This is a genomic window from Polynucleobacter sp. MG-5-Ahmo-C2, assembly GCF_018687735.1.
In the GTDB taxonomy this organism is placed as follows: domain Bacteria; phylum Pseudomonadota; class Gammaproteobacteria; order Burkholderiales; family Burkholderiaceae; genus Polynucleobacter.
Genome location: NZ_CP061304.1, coordinates 726,012 through 748,261, shown reverse-complemented (window position 1 = coordinate 748,261; position 22,250 = coordinate 726,012). Strand labels below are relative to the sequence as shown.

At 45.8% G+C, this 22,250-nt stretch carries 24 protein-coding genes; 5 read left to right on the top strand and 19 right to left on the bottom strand.

The genetic code is table 11. The annotated features are described in order from the left end of the window. Window positions 1–9: 9 nt before the first annotated feature. From C2740_RS03875 to C2740_RS03860, 4 genes are all read right to left on the bottom strand, one after another. Window positions 10–2,034, bottom strand: coding sequence for a bifunctional (p)ppGpp synthetase/guanosine-3',5'-bis(diphosphate) 3'-pyrophosphohydrolase (locus C2740_RS03875; RefSeq protein ID WP_215294095.1), 2,025 nt, complete (start codon window positions 2,032–2,034; stop codon window positions 10–12). Between the two features lie 13 nt (window positions 2,035–2,047). Next, the gene (locus C2740_RS09460) at window positions 2,048–3,871 is read right to left on the bottom strand and encodes an alpha/beta fold hydrolase (protein ID WP_215294094.1); all 1,824 of its coding nucleotides are present in this window, start codon (window positions 3,869–3,871) and stop codon (window positions 2,048–2,050) included. 80 nt (window positions 3,872–3,951) lie between these two features. After that, entirely contained in the window at window positions 3,952–4,602 is a 651-nt protein-coding gene (locus C2740_RS03865) for a CoA transferase subunit B (protein WP_215294093.1), read from the bottom strand. Window positions 4,603–4,650: 48 nt separating this feature from the next. Continuing rightward, entirely contained in the window at window positions 4,651–5,352 is a 702-nt protein-coding gene (locus tag C2740_RS03860; RefSeq protein WP_215294092.1) for a CoA transferase subunit A, read from the bottom strand. Between the two features lie 157 nt (window positions 5,353–5,509). Between C2740_RS03860 and C2740_RS03855 the strand changes: the two genes are divergently transcribed. The 4 genes from C2740_RS03855 to C2740_RS03840 are packed head-to-tail and all read left to right on the top strand — an operon-like array spanning window position 5,510 to window position 9,004. Next, window positions 5,510–7,180 (top strand): electron transfer flavoprotein-ubiquinone oxidoreductase, encoded by a 1,671-nt coding sequence (locus tag C2740_RS03855; RefSeq protein WP_215294091.1) that lies wholly within the window; start codon window positions 5,510–5,512, stop codon window positions 7,178–7,180. Between the two features lie 2 nt (window positions 7,181–7,182). Then, entirely contained in the window at window positions 7,183–7,569 is a 387-nt protein-coding gene (gene gloA, locus C2740_RS03850; RefSeq protein ID WP_215294090.1) for a lactoylglutathione lyase, read from the top strand. Between the two features lie 2 nt (window positions 7,570–7,571). Then, window positions 7,572–8,744 carry a GNAT family N-acetyltransferase gene (locus C2740_RS03845; RefSeq protein WP_215294089.1) on the top strand — a complete coding sequence of 391 codons (1,173 nt, stop codon included), beginning with the start codon at window positions 7,572–7,574 and terminating at the stop codon, window positions 8,742–8,744. Further along, window positions 8,741–9,004, top strand: a complete 264-nt coding sequence (locus C2740_RS03840) for a DUF1289 domain-containing protein (protein ID WP_215294088.1) — start codon at window positions 8,741–8,743, stop codon at window positions 9,002–9,004. Before C2740_RS03845 ends, C2740_RS03840 begins: the two co-directional genes overlap by 4 nt. A gap of 39 nt (window positions 9,005–9,043) precedes the next feature. Here the strand turns inward: C2740_RS03840 and C2740_RS03835 are convergent, their stop codons facing one another. Both C2740_RS03835 and C2740_RS03830 read right to left on the bottom strand, forming a co-directional pair. Beyond that, window positions 9,044–10,651 (bottom strand): ABC-F family ATPase, encoded by a 1,608-nt coding sequence (locus C2740_RS03835; RefSeq protein WP_215294087.1) that lies wholly within the window; start codon window positions 10,649–10,651, stop codon window positions 9,044–9,046. Window positions 10,652–10,749: 98 nt separating this feature from the next. Then, on the bottom strand, window positions 10,750–11,460 hold the full coding sequence (locus C2740_RS03830; RefSeq protein WP_215294086.1) for a queuosine precursor transporter: 711 nt from the start codon (window positions 11,458–11,460) through the stop codon (window positions 10,750–10,752). A 93-nt stretch (window positions 11,461–11,553) separates the two neighbouring features. Here C2740_RS03830 and C2740_RS03825 point away from each other — a divergent pair, with 93 nt between their 5' ends. Further along, window positions 11,554–12,732 (top strand): acyl-CoA dehydrogenase, encoded by a 1,179-nt coding sequence (locus C2740_RS03825; RefSeq protein ID WP_215294085.1) that lies wholly within the window; start codon window positions 11,554–11,556, stop codon window positions 12,730–12,732. A 4-nt stretch (window positions 12,733–12,736) separates the two neighbouring features. On the opposite strand, the gene mnmH is transcribed toward C2740_RS03825, so the two are convergent. The 13 genes from mnmH to soxY all read right to left on the bottom strand — a co-directional run bounded on the left by mnmH (window position 12,737) and on the right by soxY (window position 22,231). Continuing rightward, window positions 12,737–13,810 (bottom strand): tRNA 2-selenouridine(34) synthase MnmH, encoded by a 1,074-nt coding sequence (gene mnmH / locus C2740_RS03820; protein ID WP_215294084.1) that lies wholly within the window; start codon window positions 13,808–13,810, stop codon window positions 12,737–12,739. A gap of 31 nt (window positions 13,811–13,841) precedes the next feature. Next, window positions 13,842–14,186, bottom strand: a complete 345-nt coding sequence (locus C2740_RS03815; protein ID WP_215294083.1) for a TIGR01244 family sulfur transferase — start codon at window positions 14,184–14,186, stop codon at window positions 13,842–13,844. Between the two features lie 52 nt (window positions 14,187–14,238). Next, a complete protein-coding gene (locus tag C2740_RS03810) occupies window positions 14,239–14,682 on the bottom strand; it encodes a DUF6691 family protein (RefSeq protein ID WP_215294082.1) in 444 nt (147 codons plus the stop codon). A 1-nt stretch (window position 14,683) separates the two neighbouring features. Continuing rightward, a complete protein-coding gene (locus C2740_RS03805; protein ID WP_215294081.1) occupies window positions 14,684–15,121 on the bottom strand; it encodes a YeeE/YedE family protein in 438 nt (145 codons plus the stop codon). Window positions 15,122–15,145: 24 nt separating this feature from the next. Next, entirely contained in the window at window positions 15,146–16,267 is a 1,122-nt protein-coding gene (locus C2740_RS03800) for a YeeE/YedE family protein (RefSeq protein WP_215294080.1), read from the bottom strand. Between the two features lie 19 nt (window positions 16,268–16,286). Further along, window positions 16,287–16,598, bottom strand: a complete 312-nt coding sequence (locus tag C2740_RS03795) for a hypothetical protein (RefSeq protein ID WP_251369693.1) — start codon at window positions 16,596–16,598, stop codon at window positions 16,287–16,289. Window positions 16,599–16,662: 64 nt separating this feature from the next. After that, window positions 16,663–17,640 (bottom strand): MBL fold metallo-hydrolase, encoded by a 978-nt coding sequence (locus C2740_RS03790; protein ID WP_215294079.1) that lies wholly within the window; start codon window positions 17,638–17,640, stop codon window positions 16,663–16,665. A gap of 11 nt (window positions 17,641–17,651) precedes the next feature. Then, window positions 17,652–18,089 (bottom strand): DsrE family protein, encoded by a 438-nt coding sequence (locus C2740_RS03785; RefSeq protein ID WP_215294299.1) that lies wholly within the window; start codon window positions 18,087–18,089, stop codon window positions 17,652–17,654. A 20-nt stretch (window positions 18,090–18,109) separates the two neighbouring features. After that, window positions 18,110–19,840 (bottom strand): thiosulfohydrolase SoxB, encoded by a 1,731-nt coding sequence (gene soxB, locus C2740_RS03780; protein ID WP_215294078.1) that lies wholly within the window; start codon window positions 19,838–19,840, stop codon window positions 18,110–18,112. Between the two features lie 58 nt (window positions 19,841–19,898). After that, window positions 19,899–20,537, bottom strand: a complete 639-nt coding sequence (soxX, locus tag C2740_RS03775) for a sulfur oxidation c-type cytochrome SoxX (protein ID WP_215294077.1) — start codon at window positions 20,535–20,537, stop codon at window positions 19,899–19,901. A 19-nt stretch (window positions 20,538–20,556) separates the two neighbouring features. Then, on the bottom strand, window positions 20,557–21,369 hold the full coding sequence (gene soxA, locus C2740_RS03770) for a sulfur oxidation c-type cytochrome SoxA (protein WP_215294076.1): 813 nt from the start codon (window positions 21,367–21,369) through the stop codon (window positions 20,557–20,559). Between the two features lie 44 nt (window positions 21,370–21,413). Further along, window positions 21,414–21,722: a thiosulfate oxidation carrier complex protein SoxZ gene (soxZ, locus tag C2740_RS03765; protein WP_215294075.1), complete on the bottom strand. Its 309-nt coding sequence runs from the start codon at window positions 21,720–21,722 to the stop codon at window positions 21,414–21,416. Between the two features lie 56 nt (window positions 21,723–21,778). Next, the gene (gene soxY, locus C2740_RS03760; protein ID WP_215294074.1) at window positions 21,779–22,231 is read right to left on the bottom strand and encodes a thiosulfate oxidation carrier protein SoxY; all 453 of its coding nucleotides are present in this window, start codon (window positions 22,229–22,231) and stop codon (window positions 21,779–21,781) included. Between the last annotated feature and the right edge of the window lie 19 nt (window positions 22,232–22,250).

The window sequence follows — 22,250 nt, the reverse complement described above, 5'->3', positions numbered from 1 at the left end:
TAGAGTTTATCACCGGCGACGCACTTGGGTGACCCCTTTAACCTCCTCTAGGCTATTTTGAACTGAGCGTAGTACCTCAGAATCCTTTACCTCTAGCGTTAAAAGGATCTGGGCGAGGCCTTTTTTAGCAGATTTGCGCAAATCAATCACATGGACACCTTGCCGAGTCAGAATTTCAAAGAGCTCGCGCATCAAATCTTGGCGATCCAAACCAGTTACTACTAAATCAGCCGGGAACACCCTCTTTTGATCATTCTCCGCAGTTTTGTTGGTAGCGGCAGTCCAGGCAGTTTGAATAACCCGCTCTGGTGCTCGCTCCAAAAGCCCTCTAAAGGTTTTGCAAGAGCGCCGATGAATCGAGACCCCTCGACCCTGAGTCACAAAACCTGCAATTGCATCTGGAGGCACTGGCCTGCAGCAACGCGCTAATTGCGTCAGCAAAGAATCCACGCCGACAACTAAGACATCGCCGCTTTGTCCAGCTTTGCGAGTGCTATTGCGCAAAATAATTTCTGGTGTAGGCGTCTTTTCTTCTGCGCTAACTTCAACTTTATTTTCTGGAGGTTTTGTTGAAAGGCCTGCTTCCTCATCATCAAGGGCATTAAACCAAGCGCGTACTCTAGAGCGTGCTCTATGCGAGCGTAAATAGTGCTTATCTGGGCTAATCCAATCTCGTGATGGACCCCCATGCTTGACTGCAACGATCTCAATAGTTTGACCATTTTGCAATGCCGTCTCCAGGGGAACCATTGCACCATCTACTCGCGCACCTCTACAACGATGCCCCAGGCTGGTATGTACTGCATAAGCAAAATCAACTGGCGTAGATCCTTTCTCCAGAGAAATCACTTTACCTAAAGGGGTTAGCACATAAATATGATGATCTATCTCATGATGCTTGAGTTGCTCCCATGCATCTTCTTTCCAGGAGATAAGCTGTCTCGCCCAGGCGATTTGTCTTTCATAAGCCACCTCTGCGCTATGAGTACCCTGCTGATGGTTGATGCTGGGTTTATTTGCCTTCCCTGAATTGGGCGGCGTCGCCATACCAATATAGGCACCCTCTTTGTAACGCCAATGGGCTGCTAAACCATACTCTGCCTGCTGATGCATTTCTTGGGTGCGCACCTGAATCTCAAAGGCAGTGCCATCTTCATTCATCACCACTGTGTGTAGAGATTGATATCCATTCGGCTTGGGCCTTGCAATGTAATCATCAAACTCACGAGGTACTGGCTGCCATACGTTATGCACAATACCTAATACTGTGTAGCAAGATTTCACATCCGCAACCAAGACACGAAATGCTCTGACATCATAAAGATCAGCAAAGTCGAGTGACTTACCTTGCATCTTTTTCCAGATGCTGTAGATGTGTTTTGGCCTACCTAACACCTCACCATCAATCTGTGCCAACTTTAATTCATCTTGAAGCTGCAAAACAATGCGATCGATAAAGGTTTGACGTTCAATTCTTTTGGCATCGAGCATCTTGGCAATATCGCGATAAATATCTGGCGACATGACTCTAAATGCCAAGTCCTCCATCTCCCACTTCATTTGCCAGATACCCAATCGATTAGCCAGCGAAGCATCGATATTGAGAATCTCTTGTGCCCAAGCTGCAGGCATAGACATTTTTTCTTGCGCAACCCATCGCAGAGTCTGTAAGCGTGAGGCCAAATAAATCAGGACAACACGAAGATCATCGCCAAATGCTAGAAGCATCTTCCGCAGCATCTCCTCTTGACCTGTGACACTGAGACCACCATCATCACGAACTAACTTTGCTTGAGCCTGGCGTAAGCCGCGATAACCAATCAATAACTTTGCCGGCTCTTCACCAATCAGTTTGATGAGGGCATCTTTGCCATGCGTACGCGCGATGTTGCTAGCTGCAGTCAATGTAGCCTCATCTAGGTTGAGGGCTTGCAGTATTTGGGCTACGCCAGTGGTATGAGATTCTGCTGGCTCGCCATACCAAGCATCGGTAAATATGCTTACTTTTTCTGATTTACTAGAGGCGTTTGCCATTGGCAACCAAAGCTTAACTAAAGAATTCTTTTGCTAGCGCAATTTGTTCTTTTTTCACAAATGCTGGTGCATGACCCACGTTCGGAATCTCAATGCTACGAGCGTATGGATTGACTTTGCACATCTGGGAAACTGTAGCTGCCGAAAGTAAGTCAGAATCAGCACCACGCACGATCAACATCGGAATATGAATTTGCTTAAAGGCATGCCACATTGCCATTTCACCTGCCTTGGCCATAATGGGGTTCACAGAAGCAAACGGCACGGAAATATCAGGATCGTAGTGCATGATCCATAAGCCATTACGCTCGATCAGCATTGGGCCGTTGTAGGTTTCCCACTCATCAGGAGTGTGCTCACCAAATGTAGCGCAAATTTCGTTCAGCCGATTTAAAGCATCAGTACGGTTAGCAAATGAAAATGGCTGACCAACATACGAACCTAGGCGTTTGATCGCTTCAGCTTCAATTTTTGGCCCGACATCATTGATTAACATTCTACGAATTGGGGAGTTTGGCATTGCTGCATAAACCATGCCAATTAGGCCGCCCATCGAAGTTCCAATCCAATCGACTTGGGATACTCCCAGTGTTTTAACGAGTTGGGCAATATCGGCAACATACTGGGGAACAGCATATTGCATTGGGTTACTGAGACGATCTGAGTCTCCCCTGCCAACAACATCTGGGCAGACTACGTAATAATCGCGGCACATTGCCTCAGCTAGAGTCTTAAAGTCGCTACCGCGTCTTGTTAAGCCGTGAACGCAGAGCAAGACTCTTGGATTTCTCGGATTGCCCCAAGCGTGATAGGCCATGCGATGATTGCTATCGCCATCCATGCACTGCACATAAAAGGTGTCGCCCTGGTGAATCACTGGGGCTGAATACACTTCATCCTGAGCGCTCTCATCTGGGACATACTCATCGGTTCCGCCAAATACTTCGGGCTGCAAGGTCACATGGTCAATACCATGCTTGTCAAGCAGCATTGCATTGATACGCGACATAATTTCCGGCCACTCTTGCATTTCAGCGATTTCAATATGGCCAATTAATGCAGGAAAGCTTGGTGTCATCTCCCAAACATGAAGATCATGAACAGCCAATACGCCGGGCACACCTCTCAAGTCTTTGCCCACCTGCAAATAATCAATATGCAGAGGAACACCCTCCATTAGGAAGTGATATGACTCACCCAAAATAGAAATCGTTGATTTGAGAATTAAAAGGGAAACCAGGATTGAGAGGATGGCATCAATTGGCATCCAGCCAGTTAACTGAATAACAACACCAGCAATCAAGGCAGCAACTGATCCGAGCAAGTCACCCATGACATGAACAAGTGCAGCACGTGTATTAACGCTCTTCTTGTCACGTGACAACACCCAGGCCACGACGATATTCATGAGAAGGCCGATCGCAGCAACCACCGTAACAGTCAGGCCGTCTACTTTATGCGGGTCATAGAAACGACTAATAGCTTCAAACACAATCCATACGACTAAAGCTAACATCACAATACTATTTACGAACGCTGCTAGTGCTTCAGCCCTTCCGAAGCCGAAAGAATGTTTTGGCGATGGCGGGCGACGAGAAATAATTTGGGCCAAGAGCGCCAAACCTAAAGCTGCGGCATCGGTCACCATATGACCAGCATCAGAGATCAACGCCAAGGAATTTGCGAAGTACGCGGCGGCACCCTCAACGCCTGAAAAACCCAAAGTTAGTACGAGGGCTATTAAAAGCAGATTTTGGTTTGAGACTTGCTTGCTGTGGGTGTGCCTTGCGTCACCCTTTTTATGGGCGTGCAGCGAAGGATCTACTTCTGAGCTCATCTGAACTCTAGACTTTACTGAATGTGAATGATGGGATCCCGACATGGTGATCCCATTATTTCATTAAATAATGACGGTAGTTAGAAACCCGCTGTATCAACAGGGGCACCCGTCTTAGCAATTACCTCTTCTTTGGTGACACCAGGAGCTAATTCGGTCAATTTCAGACCTTTTGGTGTGATATCCAACACGCAAAGATCAGTAATAATCTGGCTGATCACGCCCACGCCCGTTAATGGCAATGTGCATTTAGGCAGAATCTTGAGCTCTTCTGTGCCGTCTTTCTTTTTGGCAACGTGCTCCATCAAGACAACCACATGCTTTACACCAGCAACCAAATCCATTGCACCGCCCATGCCTTTGACCATTTTTCCTGGAATCATCCAGTTAGCTAAGTCACCGTGCTCACTGACTTGCATCGCACCCAGAATAGCAATGTTAATTTTTCCGCCACGAATCATGCCGAAAGAGTCAGCAGAAGAAAAAATGGATGAGCCAGGGAGAGTGGTAATTGTTTGCTTACCTGCATTAATTAAATCTGCATCAATGGTTTCTTCCGTTGGAAATGGGCCAATACCCAATAATCCATTTTCTGACTGGAGCCACACTTCCATGTCCTTTGGAACATGGTTTGCCACCAAAGTTGGCATCCCGATTCCCAGGTTTACGTAATAACCATCTTTTAGCTCTTTGGCAGCACGTGCTGCCATCTCATCTCTAGTCCAAGGCATATCAATCTTCCTAAATATTCTGTTCTGTTGCTCTTCTGTTTTGGGTAATTAAGCTTTTGCAGTCAAGGTACGTTGCTCAATTCGCTTCTCAGGTGTTTTGTGCAGCACTAAACGGTGCACATAAATTCCTGGGGTATGAATTTCATCGGGGTGAAGTTGGCCGTTCTCAACAATCTCTTCAACCTCAGCAACCGTTATCTTTCCAGCCATCGCTACTACTGGATTGAAGTTGCGAGCGGTATACCGATAAACCAAATTTCCAGACTTATCTGCCTTCCATGCCTTCACTAAAGAAATATCTGAAACGATGGAACGCTCCATGATGTATTTCTCGCCATCAAATTCTTTTACTTCCTTACCCTCAGCAACCAATGTACCAACACCAGTCTTTGTATAAAAAGCAGGAATACCACAACCACCGGCACGTAATTTTTCTGCTAAGGTGCCCTGAGGGGTGAATTCAAGCTCTAACTCACCAGCTAAAAACTGACGCTCAAATTCCTTATTCTCGCCAACATAAGATGCAACCATCTTTTTTACTTGGCGAGAGTTCAATAGCAGACCTAAACCAAAACCATCCACGCCTGCGTTATTTGCAATCGCTGTCAAATTCTGTGCACCCAAATCCTTTACTGCCTGAATGAGGGCCTCTGGAATGCCGCATAGACCAAAGCCGCCAACAGCCAGTTTTTGTCCGTCATTCAAGATATCTCGCAAAGCATCTACTGCCGATGGGTAGGTTTTATTCATCGCTTTTGTCCTAATATTGCCGAAATGGGTAAAAAAGTAATCATAACGCCTCAGCTCTCCAAGCCCAGCCAGTCTCAGCACCGATTTGGTTTTTAGCTATTCGAACTAAACTAATGGGGCTGAAAAGCCTATTTTTAAGAAATTCCGGAGAATTTGCATGAACGCAGCACAATTACTAGAGCAATTTGGGCCCAGGGAATCCATGGACTATGACCTAGTCATTGTTGGCGGCGGCCCGGCTGGTCTATCGGCAGCAATTAAAGCCAAACAATTGGCCAACTCCTCCGGCAAAGAGATTAGTGTCTGCGTTCTAGAAAAAGGCTCGGAGATTGGCGCGCATATTCTGTCAGGCGCCGTCATGGATCCAAAAGCCCTCAACGAACTCTTTCCTGACTGGAAAGCAATGGGTGCGCCACTCGACACTGAAGTGACGCAAGATCAATTTCTATTCCTCACCACTGATAACGCGTTTCAAGTTCCCAATTGGATGCTGCCCCGCTGCTTTAAAAATGAAGGTAACTATATAGTTAGCCTCGCAAACGTAACACGTTGGTTAGGACAGCAAGCTGAGAATCTGGGTGTAGAAATTTTCCCGGGCTTTCCAGCGGCAGAGATTCTGTACAACGAGCAAGGCGCAGTCTGCGGCGTGATTACTGGTGTAATGGGTTTAGACAAAGAAGGCAATCCTACAGATCAGTTTCAGCTTGGGATGGAATTACGTGCTAAGTACACACTCTTCGCTGAAGGTGCGCGTGGCCACCTAGGCAAGCAATTAATTTCTAAATTTGCCTTAGATAAAGACGCCGATCCACAAAGTTATGGCATTGGCATTAAGGAGCTCTGGGAGGTTGAGCCCTCTAAGAGCAAGCCTGGGCTGGTGGTTCATACTGCTGGCTGGCCACTGGAAAGCGATACCTATGGTGGGTCATTTCTCTATCACTTGGATGACAACAAAGTTGCTGTTGGCTTGGTTGTAGGTCTCTCTTACAAAAATCCTTACCTTTCTCCTTTTGAAGAGTTCCAGCGCTATAAATTGCATCCTAAGATTCGGGAAACATTTGAGGGTGGTAAGCGGATTGCTTACGGTGCGCGTGCACTGACTGCAGGCGGATTAAACAGTCTACCGAAGACAGTCTTTCCAGGTGGTGCATTAATTGGTTGTGATGCAGGCTTCTTAAATGCGTCGCGTATTAAAGGTAGTCATGCCGCAATTAAGACCGGCATGCTTGCTGCTGAAGCTGCCGTTTCTGCTATTCAAGAAAATCGCTCTGCCGATGTGTTATCCGCCTACCCAACAGCTTTCCAAAATAGCTGGCTTCATACCGAACTCAATCAAGCGCGTAACTTTAAGCCTTGGATGTCTAAGGGCCTTTACCTTGGCACCATCATGGTTGGCCTAGAGCAAAAACTCCTGGGCGGCAATATGCCTTGGACCGTGCATCTCAAGCATGCAGATCATGAATGCTTAGAGCCCGCAGCACAACATAAGCCAATTGACTATCCGAAACCTGACGGCAAGATTACCTTTGATCGCCTCTCCTCGGTATTTATCTCTAACACCAATCATGCAGAGAATCAGCCGGCTCACTTAACCCTTAAGAATAATTCTGTACCGGTAGACATCAACCTGAAGACTTATGCCGGTCCAGAGCAACGCTATTGCCCTGCCGGTGTCTATGAGTATGTAGAGGTTGATGGTAAAGCCAGATTGCAAATTAATGCGCAGAACTGCGTCCATTGCAAAACCTGTGACATTAAAGACCCAAGCCAAAATATCATCTGGATTACTCCAGAAGGTGGTGGTGGCCCTAACTACGCGTCAATGTAACCATGATGATCCTACACACAATGCTTCGCATCGGCGATTTAAATCGCTCGATTAATTTCTATACCAAAGTGCTGGGTATGAATTTGCTCCGCACAACCGAGCGCCCAGAGCAAAAATATTCCCTAGCCTTCGTTGGCTACGGCAAAGGTAATGCTGATGGCCAAGCTGAGATTGAGCTAACCTATAACCATGGAGTCTCTTCTTATGATCTGGGGGATGCCTATGGACATATCGCCATTGGCGTTCCAGATGCTTATGCTGCTTGCGACAAAATTAAAGCTGCTGGTGGCAAAGTCACTCGTGAGGCTGGTCCTGTAGCAGGTGGCGACACCATCATTGCCTTTGTGACCGATCCTGATGGATACAAGATTGAATTAATCCAGCGCTAATAGTGACAGGCTCTGACAAGCTCCATTTAGAAATCCTAGATCGTCTATCCGACGTATCTGCTGCAGATTGGAATGCGCTTCTCAGCCCTAATGACGGCCCCTTTCTAAAGCATGAATTTTTAAGCGCGCTTGAAGAAACAGGCTGCGTAGGTGGTAATACTGGATGGCAAGTTGCCCACCTGACTCTCAAACAAGATGGCCGATTAGTCGGCGCCATGCCTTTATACCTAAAGCAACACTCCTATGGTGAATTTGTCTTTGACTGGTCTTGGGCGCAGGCTTATGAACAGCAGGGTTTGAACTACTACCCCAAAATACTTTGTGCCATTCCATTTACCCCCGTGCAGGGTTCACGCATCTTATGCGGGTCTGAGTCGAACCAGACTAGAATTCAGGAGGCATTAATTGATGGCCTCAAGTCTTTGTTGGCAGAAAACGATCTATCTTCTGCACACATTCTGTTTCCAATGAATTCTCAAGCAGAGTATCTAAGGGAACAAGGCTTCCTATTGCGAGACTCAGTGCAGTTTCACTGGCAAAACCAAAACTTTCAAAGTTTTGAGCAATTTTTATCTGCGTTAACAATGAAGCGTCGAAAAAATATTCGTCGCGAACGAGAGCAAGTGGTAAGAGAGGCTATTTCGTTTCAACATGTACCCGGCGAAGATTCAAACGACCAAGATTGGGAATTCTTTTTTGATTGCTATCAAAATACTTATCTAGAGCATCAATCAAGCCCTTACTTAAATGAATCATTCTTTAAGTTATTGGCAAAGCGAATGCCAGACAATCTGCATTTAATTTTTGCCCAGCGAAACGGAAGCCCAATTGCAGCTTCCTTGCTAGTAGTGGATCGACCATCATCCAAGGTCTTCGGAAGATATTGGGGTGCAATAGAACATATTCCTTGTCTGCATTTTGAGACTGCCTATTACCAGGCCATTGAGTACTGTATCGCTGAAGGTATTCAGACATTTGAAGGTGGCGCACAAGGTGAACATAAAATGGCGCGAGGCTTTTTACCAACTACGATCCAATCCGCTCATTTCATTAAAGACCCCAGATTTGCAAAGGCGATTGGACATTTTCTTGATCGTGAGCACCAAGGGATTGGCGCGTATGTAGATGAGCTTGCCGAGCATAGTCCGCTGAAATCGACTAAAGTACTTCCATGAATTCTGATACCGCCAACTCCCAAGCCCAAGACGGCTCACATTCACTCTCTACGGGAGATGATGCTTCCGACTCTCCTTGCATTGGAGTCTGCACAACGCTTTATGACGAGATCTGCCAAGGCTGTGGTCGCACTCTAAGTGAAGTCAGCAATTGGGTATTTCTCTCGGATGAAGAGAAACTCTCAGTTTGGAAACGTATTCGTGAAGATGGCACTGCCATGCGCTTTCAGAGGCAGGCCAAAGAAAATAAGCCTACGTAGTTACTCGCAGGCTTATTGTTTGTCATTCTAGATAACACTTTAGCCAGCCAGTTCCTGACTGCGCAAATACTCTTCGTAAGTACCCGAGTAATCCACCACCGTACCATCCATCTTCACCTCTAAGATGCGATTGGCCAATGCCGATACAAACTCACGGTCATGGGATACGAAAATAAGAGTGCCATCAAATTTCTCTAAGGCAATCTGCAAACTTTCAATCGATTCCATATCCATGTGATTGGTTGGCTCGTCCATTGCTAAAACGTTATATTTTTGGAGCATAAGCTTGCCCCAAATCATTCTGCCCTTTTCACCACCGGATAGCACCTTGACAGATTTACCAATGTCATCACCAGAGAAGAGTAAACGCCCTAAGGTGCCACGAATTACTTGATCGTCATCACCGGTATTGCGCCACTCATTCATCCAGTCCATGAGTAATTCGTCTTTAGCGAACATCTCAGTATTGTCTTGCGGCATTACGCCAACGTTGGCATTCTCGGCCCACTTCACATCACCACTATCTGCTGCTATGCCATCAAAGCGCTTGCTGAGAATAGTTTTTAGGAGCGTTGTTTTGCCAGCGCCGTTTTGACCAATAATGGCAATCTTTTCACCAGCACGAACACCCAGCTTGAAGTTTTTGAAAATGGTTCGGTCGTAGGCTTTAGTAAGCGCGTTGCACTCAACGGCCATATTGTGTAGTTTTTTCTCAGTATCAAAACGAATAAACGGATTTTGACGTGAAGAAGGCTTGACTTCAACAATCTCAATTTTTTCCAACTGACGCTGACGTGAAGTTGCCTGGCGAGCCTTAGAAGCATTTGCAGAGAAGCGGGCCACGAAAGCTGCTAATTCAGCAATTTTTTCTTTGGCTTTCACGTTAGAGCTGAGTTGCTGTGTTCGCGCCTGAACAGATGCCAACATATAGGAGTCGTAGTTTCCTGGATAGACCTTCAAAGTTCCATAGTCCATATCGGCCATATGCGTGCAGACCTCATTGAGGAAGTGACGATCATGGGAAATGATGACGATGGTGCTCTTAATTTGATTGAGGATATCTTCAAGCCAATGAATCGAGTGAATATCCAAGTTATTAGTTGGCTCATCTAGCAGCAAAACATCCGGGTCAGAGAACAATGCTTGCGCCAGCAATACACGTAGTTTCCAACCCGGGGCAACGTTACTCATTAGACCAGTATGCTGTTCTATCGGAATGCCGATGCCCAATAACAACTCACCTGCTTTTGCTTCTGCGGTATAGCCACCGTACTCAGCATACTTACCTTCAAGTTCAGCAGCCTTCATGTAATCTTCATCGGTCGCTTCTGGATTGGCATAAATCGCATCGCGCTCCGCAGCGGCTTTCCACATCTCTTCGTGACCCATCATTACTACATCGAGCACACGCACATCTTCATAGGCGAATTGATCTTGGCGCAATTTACCCAAACGAATGCCCGGGTCTAAGCTGACATTACCACTGGTGGGCTCAAGCTCGCCACCGAGAATTTTCATGAAAGTAGATTTACCGCAACCGTTTGCGCCAATGAGGCCATAGCGATTGCCACCGCCAAACTTCACGGAAATGTTTTCAAACAGGGGTTTCGCCCCAAACTGCATGGTGATATTAGATGCGGACAACACGGATGGTTTCTAGCTTTCTGAAATTGAATTCAACAGATACCCCCATATTTGGGGGCAAAGACCGTTATTTTAACGGGTTAAGGCCGCAAAGGTCTAATTCAGACTTTGACCCTAAATGGGGTGAAATTTGTATGGGTATCGTAATAATCCTCATTTTCCTTGCGCTTGAGGAAATTCACGACCCAATAGGTCATTGGTGTTGCCAGCACTTCCCAGGAAGTTTTCAGTACATACTGCGCCAGCGCCACCTGAATCACTTCATGGGTAGGCCATATGCCATAAAAGGCCAACATATAAAAGAAAGAGGAATCTACTAACTCGCCTACTGCTGTTGAACCGATAGTGCGCGTCCACAGAAAACGGCCCGTAGTCCAAATTTTCATTTTGGCAAGAACAAAGCCATTAGTAAGACTGCCGCACCAGAAAGAAAACATCGAAGCCAAAGCAATGCGCCAGGAATTGCCAAAGACCGTTTCGAGGCCATTTTGATAATTGTCCATATAAGCACCAGGCCCAACTGGCAAGGCAATCACAATCTGCGCCATTACCGCTGCAAACGCTAAAGCTGCAAAGCCCGCCCAAACTGCACGACGATCATAGGCATAACCATAAACCTCAGTCAGGATGTCGCCAAAAAAGTAGGCAATGGGAAAAAACAGAATTCCAGCGCCAAAATAGACTGTTCCGAAAAATGGAAGATCAACAACCGCCGCTTTCCCGGCACCAATAAAGTTGGAGCAAAGCAATACGACTACAAAGGCCGCCAATATTAAGTCGTAATAGCGATGGTGTCGTCTAGGTGAGTCCATAAGTTTGGAAAAAATGGATAATAGAAAGAAGAATATCTGCATTCCTGAAAATTCGCAGGAAGCAAGAAAAACCAACAATAGGATGATCAAGTAATGAGTAAAGCCAGCTTTAACTGGGCCGACCCCCTTCTCCTCGATACTCAATTAAGCGAAGAAGAGCGCATGATCCGCGATGCGGCAGCTGAGTATGCTCAAGGACGCCTCATGCCACGCATTCATGATGCATTCCGCAATGAGACAACCGATCCTGCAATCTTCCGAGAAATGGGAGAGTTAGGTCTTTTAGGCATCACTATTCCTGAGGAATACGGCGGCGCCAACTTGAATTATGTTTCTTATGGGCTAATCGCTCGCGAGATTGAACGCGTGGATTCCGGTTATCGCTCGATGATGAGCGTGCAGTCATCTTTAGTCATGGTTCCTATCAATGAATTTGGTAGCGAAGCACAAAAACAAAAATATCTTCCTAAGCTAGCTACTGGCGAATGGATTGGTTGCTTTGGTTTAACTGAACCAAACTACGGATCTGATGCTGGCGGCATGATCACTCGTGCCAAGAAAGTGCCAGGAGGATTTTCTTTAACGGGATCCAAGATGTGGATCTCCAACTCTCCGATTGCTGATGTATTCGTGGTGTGGGCCAAGAACGATGAAGGCATTATTCGTGGCTTCATCCTTGAAAAAGGGATGAAGGGCTTAAGTGCCCCCAAGATCAGTGGCAAGATGGGTCTTCGCGCCTCTATCACTGGTGAAATCGTGATGGATGAAGTATTTGTCCCGGCTGAAAATGAATTTCCAGAAGTTAGCGGCCTGAAAGGTCCATTTACTTGCTTGAACTCCGCTCGTTATGGCATTGCTTGGGGAACTCTAGGTGCCGCTGAATGGTGTTGGTATGCTGCTCGCCAATACACTCTAGATCGCAAGCAATTTGATAGACCTCTCGCTGCCAATCAGTTGATACAGAAAAAACTGGCTGACATGCAAACTGAAATTACGCTGGGCCTCCAGGGTTGCTTACGCTTAGGTCGCATGAAAGATGAAGGTATTGCTGCCCCAGAAATTACCTCCATCATGAAACGCAACTCTTGCGGCAAGTCTTTAGATGTTGCACGTTTAGCGCGCGATATGCATGGTGGCAATGGTATCTCTGATGAATACGGGGTCATACGTCACATGCTGAACTTAGAAGTAGTGAATACATACGAAGGCACGCACGATATTCATGCTCTAATCCTGGGCCGTGCACAAACTGGTATTCAGGCGTTTAGCTAGTCAGCTAAGAACCCAGTTTTGTGACGATGGCCTTTGCCGCTTTGGCGAAGGCCTCATCACTGTCATTCTCTAGCTGTACAAAATTTTCGATCTTGTATTGCGGAAAATTACGCACGATCGATGATTGGTAAGATGGGTCATAGTGCTTTACCAATAGCTCTTCAACTAAGTCTGCAAAGTTACCCGCATCAATAGCCTCATTCCATTTGGCAATCTGAACTTTTCCATAATGCGTAGTAAGCAAACCAAGCTTTTGCTTAAAGTTATCTGTATCAGTTAAGAAGTGATGATACTCACGAATTAACCAAGAGACGCGTGTCTGGGCGCTAGAGCGTAACTCGATGCAAATACCATTGCGAATCTTTTCCATTAAAGCATCTGGCACATGTAAGCCACCAACCTTTTTACTCTCCGACTCTACAAAGACTGGCTTTGATGGATCAAGATTACGCAACGCATTCCAGAGGGCTGTTTCAAAACCCTTTTGCGAGGGTTGTTCGGCATTGGGCTCATTTCCCAGAACAGATCCACGGTGAACTGCTAAGCCCTCTAGATCCAGGATCTGTGCGCCTAGTGCGCCAATCTCTTGTAATACTCTTGTCTTGCCGCTTCCTGTCATGCCGCAGATCACTTGGAATGTGAAAGCATTTGCAAATTGCTCGAGGCCATCAATCACAGTCCGCCTAAAGCCTTGATAACCACTCTCCAGTTGCATGGCTTTCCAGCCAATGCGATTCAGAATATGGGTAAATGCCCCACTACGTTCACCACCGCGCCAACAATAGATCAGTGGGCGCCATTCACGCGGCAATTCTAGTAGATGCGACTCTATGTGTTCGGCAATATTTTTCGATACTAAGGCTGCGCCGAGTTTCTTGGCGGCAAAGGGAGAAACTTGCTTATATAGAGAGCCGATCTGCGCACGCTCTTCATTATTCAGAACTGGATAATTCACTGCCCCGGGAATGTGGTCCAAAGCAAATTCAGCGGGTGACCTCACATCAATGATCAGATCAAACCCATTCAACTCAGAAAGAAATGTATCTAACTTAAGGATGTGCGGATTACTAGGTTGCATACCATTTGCTAGCTCAGTTAACTTGTATCAGTTAACTGACTTGCAATGCAAGTTGATACAGATTGGTTGAGCGGGCTCCAGAACGACAAAAGGCCAAAATAGGACCAGGCATTGTTTTAAGAAGGCGGGCCATCTCTTGCACCTGAGCTGGAGTGAGCGCACCAGGTATGACAGGCAAATAGGCGTAATTGAGACCAAGCTTTTCAGCTTCCATCTGAATGGATGCATTGCTTGGCTGATCAGGTCCGCCCTCACCATCAGGACGATTATTAATCACACTTTTGTACCCTTGCTGGGCGATTTCCGCTAAATGACTGGGGTCAATCTGACCAAGAGTACCGAACTGAGCGGTATGGCAACTAATAGGAAGACTCATGAAACCCTCTACAAAGAATATAGGCAATAGGGTTGATTCTAAATCAGGCTTCTCAGATGCTGGGCTTGTTTATATGGGCTGTAAAGAAACGCTCGCAAAATTCCATACCGGCCAGCATTGCCAGCACAAATACTAGAGCCTTCAGATGCCCTGCCCCAAGCGCAACCAGTGCTGGACCAGGACAAAAACCAGCAATGCCCCAGCCCGCCCCAAAGATAAGACTGCCAATGATCAAAGGCTTGGTGATGTCTCGTCTTGTTGGAATATGCAGAGCGCCCCCAAAAAAGGCTTCAGTTCGTTTGCTAGCAATATAAAAGCCGCCAAGACCAACAATGACTGCGCCCAACATTACAAACATCAGGGATGGATCCCAGTTTCCAGCGAGGTCCAGAAATCCTAAAATCTTTTGCGGATTGCTCATGCCAGAAATGATTAACCCCCACCCAAAGAGCGCGCCAATTGCATACTGACTAAAGAGGCCAACATGTTTTCTCATCTTAAGCGCCGATCAAGTGACGAGTCACAAAAACAATTAAGAAACCAGTACTCATAAAAACAAGTGTTGCAACTAATGAGCGTGGTGACAGGCGAGACAATCCACAAATACCGTGACCACTCGTACAGCCTGATCCATACTGAGCGCCAAAGCCAACTAAAAGACCGGCGATCACAATCGCAAACCAGCTTGAGTCAATCTCAACGATTGGAAAGATGTCAAAAATTACCGCCGCTAAAAATGGAGCCGTGACTAAACCCATAACTAAACTGAGGCGCCAGGCAGAGTCAGTCAGTTTAGGATGTAGCAATCCAGCAACGATTCCACTAATACCCAGTATGCGACCATGCAACAAAACATACAGTGCTGCGGCCACACCGAGAATCATTCCCCCTAACAGGGATGGAATGGGGGAAAAAGAGAGCCAGTCAATTTGCATTACTTCCATCCAATTAAGTGTTGATTAAGCGCAAGGATTTGGGGCAAGGCGGAATTGCAAATAACGCAATCCTAGATAGGCGCCAAATATGAATCCAGGTAAAGCCAGGAGGGATCCCAGGGCCAATGTAGAAATACCACTTAAACCCTGCCCCACAGTACAACCTAGTGCAGTAACTCCGCCAAAACCCATCAAGGCAGCGCCAACGAGATGATTGGCAGTGTCTTCAGCATCGCGGAAAGATTCCCAACGAAAAGATTTTGTGACAACTGCAACAAGGGCTGAACCCAATATCATCCCGGCTACAGCAACAATCCCCACTGTCAGCACTTTAGAAGTATCGCTATACATCATGAGCCAGTCTAGTGAATATGCATAGGGGGCAACAAATGACAAACTTTCCATGCGTCCGGAATTGGTCAGCAAGAAAACTTCTTCCAAGGTATTTGGGTCTTCCGCTACGTAACCAAGATTGCCAGAGACCCACCACACAGCACAGATTGCCAAGCCAACCACAATGCCAGCAATTAGATTTTCTGCGGTCCAAAATGCTTTGCTAGCTAAGGCATAGGCAATAAATGCAAAACCAATGATTAAACCCAAAGCCAGATGCAAAGAGGAACGGGCAATGCCCAAAGGACCACTGAGAAGACTTGGCAAATCTTGCGGGGTACTAAAGGAAATAAAAAAAGTATCCAGCGTATTAATGCGAACAACACCCAAGAAGCCGCGCATAGTCATATAGGCAGTTAAACCGAGAACCATGAAAACAACAATAGACTTTAAATTGCCCCCACCGATACGTATCAACGTTTTACTGCCGCATCCTGAAGCTAGAACCATCCCAAAGCCAAACATCACACTTCCAACAATAGTAGAGAGCCATAAAAACTTATTGCCGGTATAAAAACTTTTTAATGGATCAATGAGGCCTAAGTTAGACATTAAAGAAAATCCAATAATGGCAACGCCAATCGCCAAGAACCACTGCTTCAAGCGATCCCAGCTAGACATAATGAATGCATCAGAAACGGCACCCATGCTGCAAAAGCCTGTTTTCTGCATGACCGCACCAAGCACAAAGGTAATAACTAATGTAGCCCAAAGAACTGACTTACTTAGAGAATTAATATCAACAACATCCATAGTGACTGTATTTAAAAAATTAAGGTTTAAATTTATAAAACTGCTGATTGAGATAAGCAACGACATCTGCTTCATCTTCGGGAAATAGGTCTAAACGAAGTTCGGTGTTACAAATGCCAACCATCTTCCTCAAATTGGCGACAGACTTCACCTTGCTATCGCTACGTGTGTAGATCATGTCGCCATTACCAAAGCCAGATTTCTTGGCATGGCAGCCGTAGCATTTTTGCTGATCAATGGTTTTACCGTTTGCCAAATCAGGTGTAGCAAAAGCTGAGGCACTCACCAGTGCGCTCAAGACAATTGCAGGAATAGATCGGATAAAAACCATTTTGATTACAAATCAAGGATTTAGCATTAATCTTCTATTTTAAGGCCCAACAGGCAAGATTGGCTCACTCGGCCTGGATTGATAGGTAGACGTTATAGGCATTCATGCGGTTAGCAGCCCTAAATAAAGGCATTCCTTCGTATTCAGACCAATCTGTCTGCTTGTAGGCATCTTCAAAGGGGTCCATATTGATGGCAGCTGAGGCCATCGACTCCCGCAAGTATTTAAGGTAGTTTCTAGTGAAGGCAATGTCCTCAGCAGGTTTAACGGAATAGTTACCATGCCCTGGAATCACAATATTGGGATTGAGTCTTTCGATCTCATCCAGAGCGATTAGCCAGCCTTTACTGTCAGCATTGCCAACAAATGGGATGCGGCCTCGAAATACTAGATCACCTGCAAGTAGCACCTTTTCTGATGGGACATAAACCATCAAGTCTTCCGGCGCATGTGCAGGCCCTACGCGACTAATGAAAAAATTGACGCCACCAACATTGAGATTCATTGCTTGATCAATCCAAACGTCAGCTGAAATCAGCCTTGTATTGGCATTGACCCAAGGAGCAAAATCTACTCTTGAGGCAATCAAGCGCTGCCTAGCCGTTTCTGAAGACAGATAGTTTCTACCTTCACCTTGCGCATAAATTTTGGCGCCGATCTTTTGAAATTCTTGCAGGCCATAAATGTGATCGGCATGATAATGGCTAACAATAAGAGCAACTATCTTTTGATTTGTTATCTTCTTGATTTCAGCAATCAATTTTTGCGCCAATATTGGCGATCCCAAGGCGTCAACCACTACGACACCCGCAGGAGTAACAACAAAGCCAGCATTAGAAATAAAGTTTTGATTAACGCTGCTCCCCAACTCCGGAAATCCCCGCACGAAATAAGTATGCGGGGCAACCTGAACTGGCTTTAATTGAATAGTGTCGGCAGGTTTAATGGTCTGCCCATGAGTGCCGCCAAAAAAGATAAAAGATCCCATCAGGATCCACATCATGCACTTTAAGAAAGCAATAGCAGTCTTACAAAGATTCATTTGAATATAGACTAAGGCTTGATGTAAGCGAAGCCGTCTTTGTATTGGAGATCGGCAACACGCACCACACCAGATGGCGTGAAATCCGCATCAAGGGTGAATTGATCTTTTTTGAGATTACGATTTTTTAAAGTAATTTCGCAAACCTCAAACTTCACGCCACGTGACTTGAGAGCCCCAACTAATGGCGCATATTCCACATTATTTTTCTTATCCCTAGCACCTTCCATCAACATATCAACACCATTAGCATGAGTCACAACGATGATGATGGTATTGGGAGAAGTATCCAAATGGTTGCGAATATTGCGTAGCCCTTTCAAGCCTTGGGTTTCAGCTTCATCAATGTGATAAACCACTTTAGTAGGCCCTGATGATTGTGCGTTGGCAATAGACCCAAAACCAAGAGCAATCATTGCTATCAATATAAGGTGAATCAGTTTATTCATGGACATTACTTTCATACTATTTAAATTGGAGCCATGCCAGGATTATTGCTAACGCCTTTGATGATTGGCTCATTCAACTTTACAGCCTTCACAACTTTGACATCTCTTAAATGCCTCTCCATTACATCCCAAATTGCTTCTCCACCAGCATTTTTAGCCTCTTCGCTTACCGGTGCCCAACCAGCGACCTTATAAGTCTTACTAGCTTCAATTGCTTTGCCGTTTAGGCGCATATCGGTAATGCGCTTACCAGCAGTTTGCGCTGGGTCGATAGCGTATTGCATACCGCCAACGCGCACCATATCTCCACCTTGCTGGTAATAAGGATCAGGATTAAATAAATTGTCTGCGACATCTTCCAGGATCGTCTTAATGGTGTCACCAGTCATATTGGTGACAGTGGTATATGGATAGGTGATGGCCGTTTGATCTAAGAGATTTTCACGGGTGATAGCTTGGCCAGGCAAGAGACTGGTGCCCCACCGGAAGCCTGGTGAAAAAGCGATCTCCGCATTTTTCTGCGCCATCAAGCCATCAAGAATGAGCTGATCAAAACTACCATTGAAGTTGCCGCGACGATACAAGAGCCCCTCAGTAGTTGCTAATTTCTCACTAAGTTTTGTCTCATACGGCACTCTGATCTTAGTAATGAGCTTACTCATGGTTGGATCAGCCGGAATCATATTTGAGAAAATGGGGAAAAGCTTATAGCGGAAGTCAACCGCTTTACCACCCTTCACATCAAAGTCCAATACACCCAAGAACTTGCTATTGGAACCAGCGTTGGTCACGAGGGTGACGCCACCAGCATTTTTGACTTTGACTGGTATAGGAACACCGTCATGCGTATGGCCACCTAAAATTGCATCTAAGCCACGAACACGAGATGCCATCTTCAAATCCACGTCCATGCCATTATGAGATAAGAGAACGACAACCTTTGCGCCCTTTGATCTGACTTCATTAATGGTCTTTTGCATATTCTCTTCTTGAATACCAAATGTCCAGTCAGGAGTGAAGTAGCGAGGATTAGCAATTGGCGTGTAAGGGAAGGCTTGGCCAATGATTGCTACTTGAATGCCATTCTGCACTTTCATAACGTAAGGATTAAATACGATGTCACCAAAGTCAGCTGTCCTAATATTTTGCGCGATGAAAGAGACCTTACCCTTGAAATCGCCGTTCACAATTTCCATCACGCGCTTCTCACCCAAAGTCATTTCCCAGTGAGGCGTCATTACATCAACACCTAAAGCAAGAGCAGCATCAACCATGTCTTGACCATTGGTCCACAAGGCAGTGCCAGAGCCCTGCCAAGTGTCGCCACCATCAAGCAATAAGGCTCCAGGGCGATTTGTTTTCATTTGCTTAATCAAGCTAGCCATATGGGCAAATCCACCCATCTTGCCGTAGTTTTGAGCTGCTGCTACATAATCCAAATAGGTAAATGCATGAGCATCACGAGTGCCAGGTGCAATACCATTCGCTTTCAAGAAGTATTCCCCAACTAAGTGCGGCGTTTTACCCTCTTGCGCGCCAATGCCTAAATTGACATTAGGCTCGCGGAAATAAATAGGCAATAACTGTGCATGACAGTCTGTGAAATGCAAGAAATGCACATTGCCAAACTTAGGTAAATCATAGAATTTTTGGGCTGCGCTTTGCGCGTTGGAAAAATTTGATTGCAAACTCATTCCGCCTGCAGATGCAATAGCCAAAGCTTGCAAGAAATCGCGACGACTTAAAGACATAGTATTCCCCTTAAGAAAACAGGCCTGTCGGCCTGTTCTTGATATTTTGTTACTCTATTTACTGATTCACTGGAGAAGCAGGATCCAACAGTAATGCCATGACATCCTGAATCTGCTGCTCATTTAAGAGCTTGAAGTGAGCAAACCTTGGCATATTGCTGCAGGCGTTATAAGCCTTGGAGTTATTGATTCGGTTCCAGGTATAGGTGACGACTTCTTGAGAATAGCCGCGTGCCTTGCCATAGTTCCACAATGTTGGGCCAATCGTTCCATAAGAAATCTCCTTCTTATCGATTTGGTGACAGTTGTAGCAGCCACCACCAATTGGAGTATCTGCTTTATCAGTCCAGGTTGCACCACGACCACTTTGTGCAATCGCTTCGCCTTTCTTCCAGTCACCAATATATTTACCGTCTGAGGGTTGCTTGATGCTATCCATATTCATTTTCTGAATCTTCTCGCGCATCTTTTCACCCTGCTTGCTATTTGCAAATACAGGGTCAGAGCAAAACTTTTGAGTTGCGTCCTGATCAATACGGTCTAGGCCAGCAATACCATCAGCCCTAAATCCATCCTTCATCATTTTGTTGAACTTAGGATTGTTGGCTTGTTGAGCGCTTGCAGAGCCATGGATAGCAACAGCAGCTAAGGCAAATACTGCGATGGCTAAGAGGGATTTAAGGTTCTTCATATTCATATTCTCTGTCTCTTATCCATTAACGCTTCAAACCAGGGGTTTCAACTGTGCCGCCATTGGCATTCTTTGCCATATACATCGACACAGCGACAGTTAGGTCGGAGCCATAAATTGGGAACGGGAAACGTTGCTGACGATAGCAGTCATTTAAACGCTGCTGCATTGTCCAGAACTGTCCGCTAGAGACGCGATACGCAGGCCAATAACCCCAACCTAAAGCGGCACCCTTTTGGGTGGTGATATTAGGCAAATCTTGCAAACGAATACGTTTGCCATCTTCACCGTGGCAAGAAGCGCAGGAGAAATCCATTGGTCCACCTTGAAAAAAGAATGCGCGCTTACCAAGCTCATACATTTCTTTTTCTTTTGGATGACTAGTGCTGACCTTAATCTTGTCGCCTTTAGATAAAGTCACTACGTAAGCAACAATCGCCTCCATATCCTTTTTTGGGCCTTTTTGGAAAGGGGCATCAATCATTTCTTGCGGGTCACGACCTTGTAACTTTTGCATACAAGTCATCAAACGTGACTCAAGGTCTTGCACCTTGTTGGTATCTTTAAAGTATCGCGGCAACTGGGCTGCGGCACCCTTCAAAACGCCTGGCCCTAAGCCTAAATCACACTTTTCTAGCGTTGCGTTCTTCGGTCCGGCTGGTTTCTTCCAAAGCTCTTCACCAGCGGCCTCATAGAGTTCGGAAGGGTTTCCATCTGCAATCATCTCGCGATACTTTGCGATATCGTCTGTCGCACTTTGTGCATATGACGTTGATGAAATTGACAACATCGTTGCCAGTAATCCTGAGGCTAAGCCTAAGGTGTATTTACGCTGCATTTGTTACCCTTTCAAAACTATTGAGACAGTGAAGAAGATCCACATCAAGAAGCAGTGGCTTCGTCAGTGCGCTTATCGCCTTTGCTATCTACCCAGCTCACAACAATCTTGTCGCCTTTAGCGCCTTTGTATTTGAAGTTCAAAAATGGGTCCTTAGAAACTGCCGGACCAAATTGACCATTCAGTACATCTTTGCCATTGGCTTTGACATTGATACTGCTAATGAACCATGCGGGAATCGTTTTACCGGCAGCATCTTTACGCTGACCAGATTCCATGTCGTGCTTCATCAAAATTTTTACATCCACAATTCCACCGTTCTCAGCAGCTCTTACGCGCATTGGATCAGCCATGTTTTCCTCTTGTAATCTAGTAATTAATTAATGGTATTTAATAGGACTGGGGGCAATTAACCGCCGCAACCACCCAAAGTCACTTTCACTTCTTTAACCGCCATACTCCACTTGCCATCGGCTTTTACCAAGGCATATACGTTGGAGGTTTGGCCCATCTTGATGCGAGTAGTCACGAATGGCTCGGTACCAGCTGGGATAAAGAATTGCGCAGCTAAGGCGCTTGGATTTTTCTCAACCAAGATAGCCATTTGCTCTGCTTTCAGTGTTGTTGTAATTCCAACCGGAACTACAGCGCCGTTCTCCGCAATATCAGGAGCATTCAAAGTAACGGCACCTGATTTATCTGGGCTGCCTGCACCTAAGATTTTGAATACATCCTCAAGGCTCTTGCCTTCAAAAGCGGCTTTATTCCACTCTTGAGCTTGGGCTACGCTAATAAGACCCGCAGAAGCCATCAAGCCAAAAACGGCTGAATATTTCAATAAACTGCGTCGCTGCTGATTCATAAAAACTCCTTTAATAATC

Excerpts from the sequence above, each read along its gene's own strand:
- gloA (WP_215294090.1), top strand. The coding sequence starts at position 7,183 with ATGATGATCCTACACACAATGCTTCGCATCGGCGATTTAAATCGCTCG.
- C2740_RS03785 (WP_215294299.1), bottom strand. The coding sequence starts at position 18,089 with ATGAATAAACTGATTCACCTTATATTGATAGCAATGATTGCTCTTGGT.
- C2740_RS03800 (WP_215294080.1), bottom strand. The coding sequence starts at position 16,267 with ATGGATGTTGTTGATATTAATTCTCTAAGTAAGTCAGTTCTTTGGGCT.
- C2740_RS03855 (WP_215294091.1), top strand. The coding sequence starts at position 5,510 with ATGAACGCAGCACAATTACTAGAGCAATTTGGGCCCAGGGAATCCATG.
- soxY (WP_215294074.1), bottom strand. The coding sequence starts at position 22,231 with ATGAATCAGCAGCGACGCAGTTTATTGAAATATTCAGCCGTTTTTGGC.
- C2740_RS03815 (WP_215294083.1), bottom strand. The coding sequence starts at position 14,186 with ATGAGTCTTCCTATTAGTTGCCATACCGCTCAGTTCGGTACTCTTGGT.
- C2740_RS03805 (WP_215294081.1), bottom strand. The coding sequence starts at position 15,121 with ATGCAAATTGACTGGCTCTCTTTTTCCCCCATTCCATCCCTGTTAGGG.
- soxX (WP_215294077.1), bottom strand. The coding sequence starts at position 20,537 with ATGAATATGAAGAACCTTAAATCCCTCTTAGCCATCGCAGTATTTGCC.
- C2740_RS03830 (WP_215294086.1), bottom strand. The coding sequence starts at position 11,460 with ATGGACTCACCTAGACGACACCATCGCTATTACGACTTAATATTGGCG.
- C2740_RS03865 (WP_215294093.1), bottom strand. The coding sequence starts at position 4,602 with ATGCCTTGGACTAGAGATGAGATGGCAGCACGTGCTGCCAAAGAGCTA.
- C2740_RS03860 (WP_215294092.1), bottom strand. The coding sequence starts at position 5,352 with ATGAATAAAACCTACCCATCGGCAGTAGATGCTTTGCGAGATATCTTG.
- C2740_RS03810 (WP_215294082.1), bottom strand. The coding sequence starts at position 14,682 with ATGAGAAAACATGTTGGCCTCTTTAGTCAGTATGCAATTGGCGCGCTC.
- C2740_RS03875 (WP_215294095.1), bottom strand. The coding sequence starts at position 2,034 with ATGGCAAACGCCTCTAGTAAATCAGAAAAAGTAAGCATATTTACCGAT.
- C2740_RS03795 (WP_251369693.1), bottom strand. The coding sequence starts at position 16,598 with ATGGTTTTTATCCGATCTATTCCTGCAATTGTCTTGAGCGCACTGGTG.
- soxB (WP_215294078.1), bottom strand. The coding sequence starts at position 19,840 with ATGTCTTTAAGTCGTCGCGATTTCTTGCAAGCTTTGGCTATTGCATCT.
- soxZ (WP_215294075.1), bottom strand. The coding sequence starts at position 21,722 with ATGGCTGATCCAATGCGCGTAAGAGCTGCTGAGAACGGTGGAATTGTG.
- mnmH (WP_215294084.1), bottom strand. The coding sequence starts at position 13,810 with ATGCAACCTAGTAATCCGCACATCCTTAAGTTAGATACATTTCTTTCT.
- soxA (WP_215294076.1), bottom strand. The coding sequence starts at position 21,369 with ATGCAGCGTAAATACACCTTAGGCTTAGCCTCAGGATTACTGGCAACG.
- C2740_RS03825 (WP_215294085.1), top strand. The coding sequence starts at position 11,554 with ATGAGTAAAGCCAGCTTTAACTGGGCCGACCCCCTTCTCCTCGATACT.
- C2740_RS03840 (WP_215294088.1), top strand. The coding sequence starts at position 8,741 with ATGAATTCTGATACCGCCAACTCCCAAGCCCAAGACGGCTCACATTCA.
- C2740_RS03790 (WP_215294079.1), bottom strand. The coding sequence starts at position 17,640 with ATGAATCTTTGTAAGACTGCTATTGCTTTCTTAAAGTGCATGATGTGG.
- C2740_RS09460 (WP_215294094.1), bottom strand. The coding sequence starts at position 3,871 with ATGAGCTCAGAAGTAGATCCTTCGCTGCACGCCCATAAAAAGGGTGAC.